Annotated in this window: 6 protein-coding genes; 3 read left to right on the top strand and 3 right to left on the bottom strand. The window is 74.1% G+C overall.

The annotated features are described in order from the left end of the window. Nucleotides 1–298, bottom strand: a 298-nt coding sequence (locus tag J0670_RS28010; protein WP_307806731.1) for a helix-turn-helix transcriptional regulator, incomplete at its 3' end; no start/stop codon positions are given. Nucleotides 299–645: 347 nt separating this feature from the next. Between J0670_RS28010 and J0670_RS28005 the strand changes: the two genes are divergently transcribed. Both J0670_RS28005 and J0670_RS28000 read left to right on the top strand, forming a co-directional pair. Beyond that, on the top strand, nucleotides 646–1443 hold the full coding sequence (locus J0670_RS28005; protein WP_207814482.1) for an aldolase: 798 nt from the start codon (nucleotides 646–648) through the stop codon (nucleotides 1441–1443). After that, on the top strand, nucleotides 1443–2357 hold the full coding sequence (locus J0670_RS28000; protein WP_207814481.1) for a dihydrodipicolinate synthase family protein: 915 nt from the start codon (nucleotides 1443–1445) through the stop codon (nucleotides 2355–2357). The genes J0670_RS28005 and J0670_RS28000 overlap by 1 nt, the downstream gene beginning before the upstream one ends. Nucleotides 2358–2434: 77 nt before the next feature. Here the strand turns inward: J0670_RS28000 and J0670_RS27995 are convergent, their stop codons facing one another. Both J0670_RS27995 and J0670_RS27990 read right to left on the bottom strand, forming a co-directional pair. Next, nucleotides 2435–3100: a response regulator transcription factor gene (locus tag J0670_RS27995; RefSeq protein WP_207814480.1), complete on the bottom strand. Its 666-nt coding sequence runs from the start codon at nucleotides 3098–3100 to the stop codon at nucleotides 2435–2437. Next, nucleotides 3097–4362 carry a sensor histidine kinase gene (locus tag J0670_RS27990; protein ID WP_207814479.1) on the bottom strand — a complete coding sequence of 422 codons (1266 nt, stop codon included), beginning with the start codon at nucleotides 4360–4362 and terminating at the stop codon, nucleotides 3097–3099. The genes J0670_RS27995 and J0670_RS27990 overlap by 4 nt, the downstream gene beginning before the upstream one ends. 168 nt (nucleotides 4363–4530) lie before the next feature. On the opposite strand from J0670_RS27990, the gene J0670_RS27985 reads away from it, so the two are divergent. Then, on the top strand, nucleotides 4531–5758 hold a 1228-nt coding region (locus J0670_RS27985; protein WP_207814478.1), incomplete at its 3' end, for a serine hydrolase.

Genomic DNA, 5758 nt, shown 5'->3' with positions numbered 1-5758 from the left:
TGCTGCCGGTGTTGAGCGCCATGCCCTCGTAGCGGGTGCCGGGCTCGTCCGGGGAGGTCAGGGACCGGCGTTCCGCGGCCCGGGTGACCGTGACCTCGTCCAGTCCCTCCGCCTCGGTGAAGAGGCTGTCCAGGGGAACTTCGAGGGCCTTGGCGAGGGAGGCGCACACGGCGATCGAGGGAACGCTCTGGCCGCGTTCGATCTTCGACAGGTAACTCTTGGTGACGCCGGACCGCTCGGCCAGCGCCTCCAGGGTCATCAGCCGTTCCTTGCGCAGCAGGCGCACCCGGTTGATCACTGGTGTCCCTCTTCCTCTCCAGGGCCGTCGGGCCGTCAATCCGTCGGGCCGACGGATCCGCGCGTCACGATTCGCGCCGCACGCCATCGATGACACGTCGTGTCCTATGGCGAACAATGCTACGTCGCAGCGCCGCCGGCACGTCCGAAGGGCCCTGGGTCGGGTCCGCGCGACCGCCCGTCCAAAGCGCCCGTCCGGGCGCCCGGAGCCGCGTGTACCCGCCCCGGGGGAGGGGTTGCCATTGTCGCAGGAAACAAAGTGTCCTATCGTGAACATTGTTTCCTCCGGGGTGATGGCCCCGGACGCAGGCCTGGCCACCGGGGCGAGGCCGGAACTGGAGCAGACACATGGCGAAAACGCTGCAGGACCCCAAGGACGTCCTCGTCGACCGCGCGGAGCGGCAGATGGGCCGGCACTTCGGGGACTCGGGCCTGACCACGCGCCAGAAGCTGGCGCTCACCTGCCGGATCGCGTACGACGGCGGCCACGACTCGGGACTCGCCGGGCAGATCAGCTCCCGCGGGCGGGAACCGGGCACCTACTACACCCAGCGCCTGGGCCTGGGCTTCGACGAGATCACCGAGCACAACCTGCTGCTGGTGAACGAGGACCTGGAGGTCCTGGAGGGGGAGGGCATGCCCAACCCCGCCAACCGCTTCCACTCCTGGATCTACCGGCAGCGCCCGGACGTCAACTGCATCATCCACACGCACCCCCTGCACACGGCCGCGCTCGCCATGCTCGAAGTGCCGCTGATCGTGTCCCAGATGGACACCACGCCGCTGTACGACGACTGCGCCTTCCTCAAGGACTGGCCGGGCGTACCGGTGGGCAACGAGGAGGGCGAGATCATCTCCGCCGCCCTCGGCGACAAGCGGGCCATCCTGCTCGCCCACCACGGCCAGCTGGTGACGGGCGCCACGATCGAGGAGGCGTGCACCCTGGCGCTGCTCATCGAACGGGCCGCCCGCCTGCAATTGCTGGCGATGTCGGCGGGGACCATCCGGCCCCTGGACCCGGCGCTGGCCCGCGAGGCCCACGACTGGACCTCCACCGACCGGCGCAGCAAGGCGAACTTCGGGTACTACGCGCGCAAGGCGCTGCGCAATCACCCCGACTGCGTGAGCGGGCAGGTGGACCTCTGATGGCCAACCCGCCGCTGAAGGGGATCATCTCCTACCCGGTGACCCCTTTCGACGCCGCCACCGGCGAGATCGACCTGCCCGCGTTGCGCGGCCTCACCGGCGACCTCGTCGCCGCCGGCAGCCACGCCGTCGCCCCGCTGGGCAGTACCGGCGAGAGCGCCTACCTGACCGAGAAGGAGTGGGACGCGGTCTGCGAGAGCGTCCTGGACACGGTGGCCGGGCGGGTACCGACCCTCGTCGGCGTCTCCCACTGGAGCACCGAAGGCGCGGTGCGTCGCGCCCGCGTGGCCGCCCGCCACGGAGCCACCGCCGTCATGGTCCTGCCCCAGGCGTACTGGAAGCTGACCGGGGCCGAACTCCTGCGGCACTACAGCGAGGTGGCCCGCGCCACCGACCTGCCGATGATGCTCTACAACAACCCCGGCACCAGCGGCGTGGACCTGGAGCCGGAGACGGTGGTGGCCCTCGCGCGGAAGATCCCCAACCTCACCATGGTCAAGGAGAGTTCGGGGGAGGTGTCCCGCTTCCGCGCCATCCGCGAGCTGTCCGACGGCGAACTGTCGGTCTACAACGGCAGCAACCCGGTCGCCCTGGAGGCCTTCCGCGCCGGAGCCGTCGGCTGGTGCACGGCCGCGCCCTGCCTCGTACCGCAGCCGGTGCTGGCCCTCCACGCCGCCGCCGTCGGCGGACACGACGACCGCGCGGACGCGCTGCTGCGGGACCTCCTGCCCTTCCTGCGGTTCATCGTCCGTCACGGCCTTCCCCGAACCGTCAAGGCCGGCCTCGCGATCCGGAACCGCCCGGCCGGGCCGCCCCGGCCGCCGCTGCTGCCCCTGCCCCAGGAGGAGACACGGCAGCTGCGGGAGATGCTCACCCGTCTCCTCGCCGGCCGGCTCCCGGCTGACACCGCCTGACGGCACGACGACCCTCCGGCCCCGGCCCCGCCCCGCCGTTCCCGTACGGACCGGGCGGGGCCGGAGGCGGTCCGGGGCTATTCCGGCTCGTCCATGTGGCCGTGGCGGTGGGCCCAGGCGGCGAGTTCGACCCGGTTGCGGACGCCGAGTTTCAGCTGCGCGGCGGCGAGGTGCTTCTTGACCGTGCCGAGGGAGACGTACAGGCGGTCGGCGATCTCGGCGTTGGTGAGACCGTCGGCGGCGGCGCGGACGGTCGCCAGTTCGCGGTCCGACAGCGGGTGCCGGCCGGCACCCGGGAGTGGTGGGCGGGCCCGGTGGGAGGTGAAGTGGCGCAGCAGGCGGACGGTGATCCGGGGGGAGACCATGGCTTCGCCGCGGGCGGCGGCGCGGACGGCCTCGATGAGCATGGTCGGTCCGGCGTCCTTGAGGAGGAAGCCGGCCGCGCCGCCGTGGAGGGCCTCGTGGACGTACTCGTCGAGGTCGAAGGTGGTGACGACGATGACGCGCAGCGGGTCGGCGACGTCGGGGCCGGCGAGGCGGCGGGTGACGTCGAGGCCGGTGATGCCGGGCATCCGGATGTCCAGGAGGCAGACGTCGGGGCGGTGGTGTTCGGCGAGGCGCAGGGCCTCGATGCCGTCGTCGGCCTCGGCGACGACCTCGATGTCGGGTTCGGCGTCGAGGATGTAGCGGAAGCCGGTGCGGACCATGCGCTGGTCGTCGGCGAGCAGGACGCGGATGGTCATCGGGCCGGCACCTCGTCGGTCGCCGGGGACGACCGGACGGGCCCTCCCGCCGCGCCGGGCAGGCGGGCGGTGACGTGCCAGCCGGTGCCGCGGGCCGCCGGTCCGGCGCGGAAGGTGCCGCCGAGCAGTTTGGCGCGCTCGGCCATGCCGATCAGCCCGTAGCCGTCCCCGGCGGGGGAGCGGACGGTGCCGTGGCCGTCGTCGTGGACGTCCAGGCACAGGCGCCCGTCATCGCGGTGGACCCGGGCGGTGATCCGGGTGGCGCCGCGGGCGTGGCGCTCGGCGTTGGTGACGGACTCCTGGGCGATCCGGACGATCGCGGCGGCGATCTCGGCCGGGGCGCGGTCCAGTTCGGCCTCACCGCTGACCGCGATCTCGGGACGGTGGCCGTCACCGGGCCGGGCGAGGACGGCGAGCTGACGGGCCGGGGAGTCCGCGTCCCGGAGCGCGTGCCCGCCCCCGCGCAGCGCACCGACCAGGCGGCGCATGGCGGCCAGCGCGTCCGCCCCGGCGTGCTCGATGTCGGCCAGGGCCGCGCGCAGCAGTTCGGGGTCGCGGGCGGCGATGTGCTGGAGCGCCTGGGCCTGGACGACGATGCCGGTGACCTGGTGGGCGACGACGTCGTGCAGGTCGCGGGCGAGCGCGTTGCGTTCCTCACGTACGGCGCGTTCGATGTGCCAGGCCCGGCGCTCGGCGCGCCAGCGCAGCAGCAGGCCGGGGCCGAGCAGCACCAGGACCAGCAGGGCGTTGTCCATGTCGTACGGCCCGCCGTCGCGTCCGGCGGCGGCCAGGAGGGCGCCGAAGGAGGCGAGCGCCGTGCCCGCGATCACCGGCGGGCGGCAGCGGTAGGCGACCAGGGAGAGCAGCAGGGCCAGGGCCAGCGCCTCGCTGACGCCGGTGGGGCGGTGGACGGTGGGCAGCAGGCGGTACCCGGCGGAGGCCGTGAGCGAGACGAGCAGCGCCCCGGCGGCCGCCGGCGCGGTCGTGGTCGCGGTCGTGGTCGCGGTCGTGGTCGTGGTGGAACGGTGGGAGGGGAACGGGCGCAGCGCCCGCAGGGCGAGCGCGGCCATCGCCGTGCCGGAGGCGAGGAACAGCGCGTCGCCGGCGGGTCCCGGCCGCATGCCCCACCAGCGGTCGAGGTCGGTGAGCAGGGCCAGCAGCAGGGCGATCGCGGCGACGGCGGACGGTATCAGGTGCGCGCGCCGGGCGACGGTGTCCTCGTGGGCGGGGACGGGCGGACGGGCTGCCGGTGGGTTGTGCATGCCGACCACCGTACGCGGGCGCGAGGGCGCCGCGGGGTGGCCGATCGGCTACTTCGAAACGGGCCGGACGGCCGCTGCGCCGCTCCGCTGACCTGGGCGAACGTGAAGCATCGTCAATCGGCGTCCAGGTTTCGACGCCTGCCGCCCGCCCGTCCTGGAGGAAGCCCCGTGTCCCTGCCCGAATCCACTCCGACCGCCCCCGGAGGGGCCCCTGACGGTGCCCCCGGTGGTGCCCCCGGCGGTGCCCGGGCGCGACGCTCGGGCGACCGCCCGCGCTCCGCCGGGCGCGGGGCCGTCCGCTGGACGGTCGTCGCCGCCGTCGCCGCCGTGCTGGCCGCCTTCGCCGTCGGTCCGCGCAGCGCGCCGGTCGCCGCTCACCGCAGTGGTGACGCCGCCCTGGCCGAGCGCGTCGCGGGCCTGCTGCCGGACGGTCAGGGGGCGGGCGGCTCGGTGGGCGTCTCGGTCGCCGTCGTGGACCACGGCACGGTCACCAGAGCCGCGCTGGGGACCACGGACGGCTCCACCCCGGTCACCCCGGACACCGCCTTCGAGACCGGCTCGGCACAGAAGGTGCTCACCGCGAGCCTGCTCGGCAGCCTCCTGGACGCCGGGAAGATCAAGCTCACCGACACCGTCGGAGCCCTGTGGCCCGAGTACACCTTCGCCGACCGGGCGGTGGCCGGGATCACCGTCGAGCAGCTCGCCACCCACACCGCCGGGCTGCCCTCCTTCCGGCCCGACGGAGCCGAGTTCCCGCTCGCGATGGCCGGCTACCTGCTGGGCGGCAACGGCTACTCGATCCTCCAGGACCCGGTGCGCGCGCTCACCGGCCTGACCGGCTTCGGCCCGAAACCCGACACCGCGTTCTCCTACTCCAACCTCGGCTACGCCGTCCTCGGCGAGACCCTCGCCAAGGCGGACGGCCGCGACTACCCGACCGCCCTGCGCGAGCGGGTCCTCGCACCGCTCGGCATGGACCACACCACCGTCCGCACCACCCCCGGCACCCCGGACGACGCCGCCCTCCCGTTCCACACCGCCGGGACCCCGGTCGTGCCGTGGACCAACCCCGGATGGGCGGCGGTGGGCACCGGCACCTGGACCACCAGCGCCGACCTCGCCGCCTTCCTGGCCGCCAACGCCGCCCCGAACCCGCCCGCCGCGCTCGCCCTCACCCACACCCGGCACGCCGCCGTCGCCGACTACGCCGACCGCGACGGACACATCGGCCTCGGCTGGCAGCTCTGGAACGCCGGCGGCACGACGATCAGGTGGCACAACGGACTGACCAACGGCTCCCGCGCGTTCGTCGCCCACACCACCGACCAGCGCGCGGTGGTCGTCCTCGCCAACTCCACCCGCACACCGGCGGAGAAGATCGGCTTCGCCCTGCTCG

This window comes from Streptomyces sp. FH025, assembly GCF_017427025.1.
Lineage (GTDB): Bacteria > Actinomycetota > Actinomycetes > Streptomycetales > Streptomycetaceae > Kitasatospora.
Note: the sequence above shows the minus strand (reverse complement) of the source record. Positions and strands in the feature narration are given on the sequence as shown.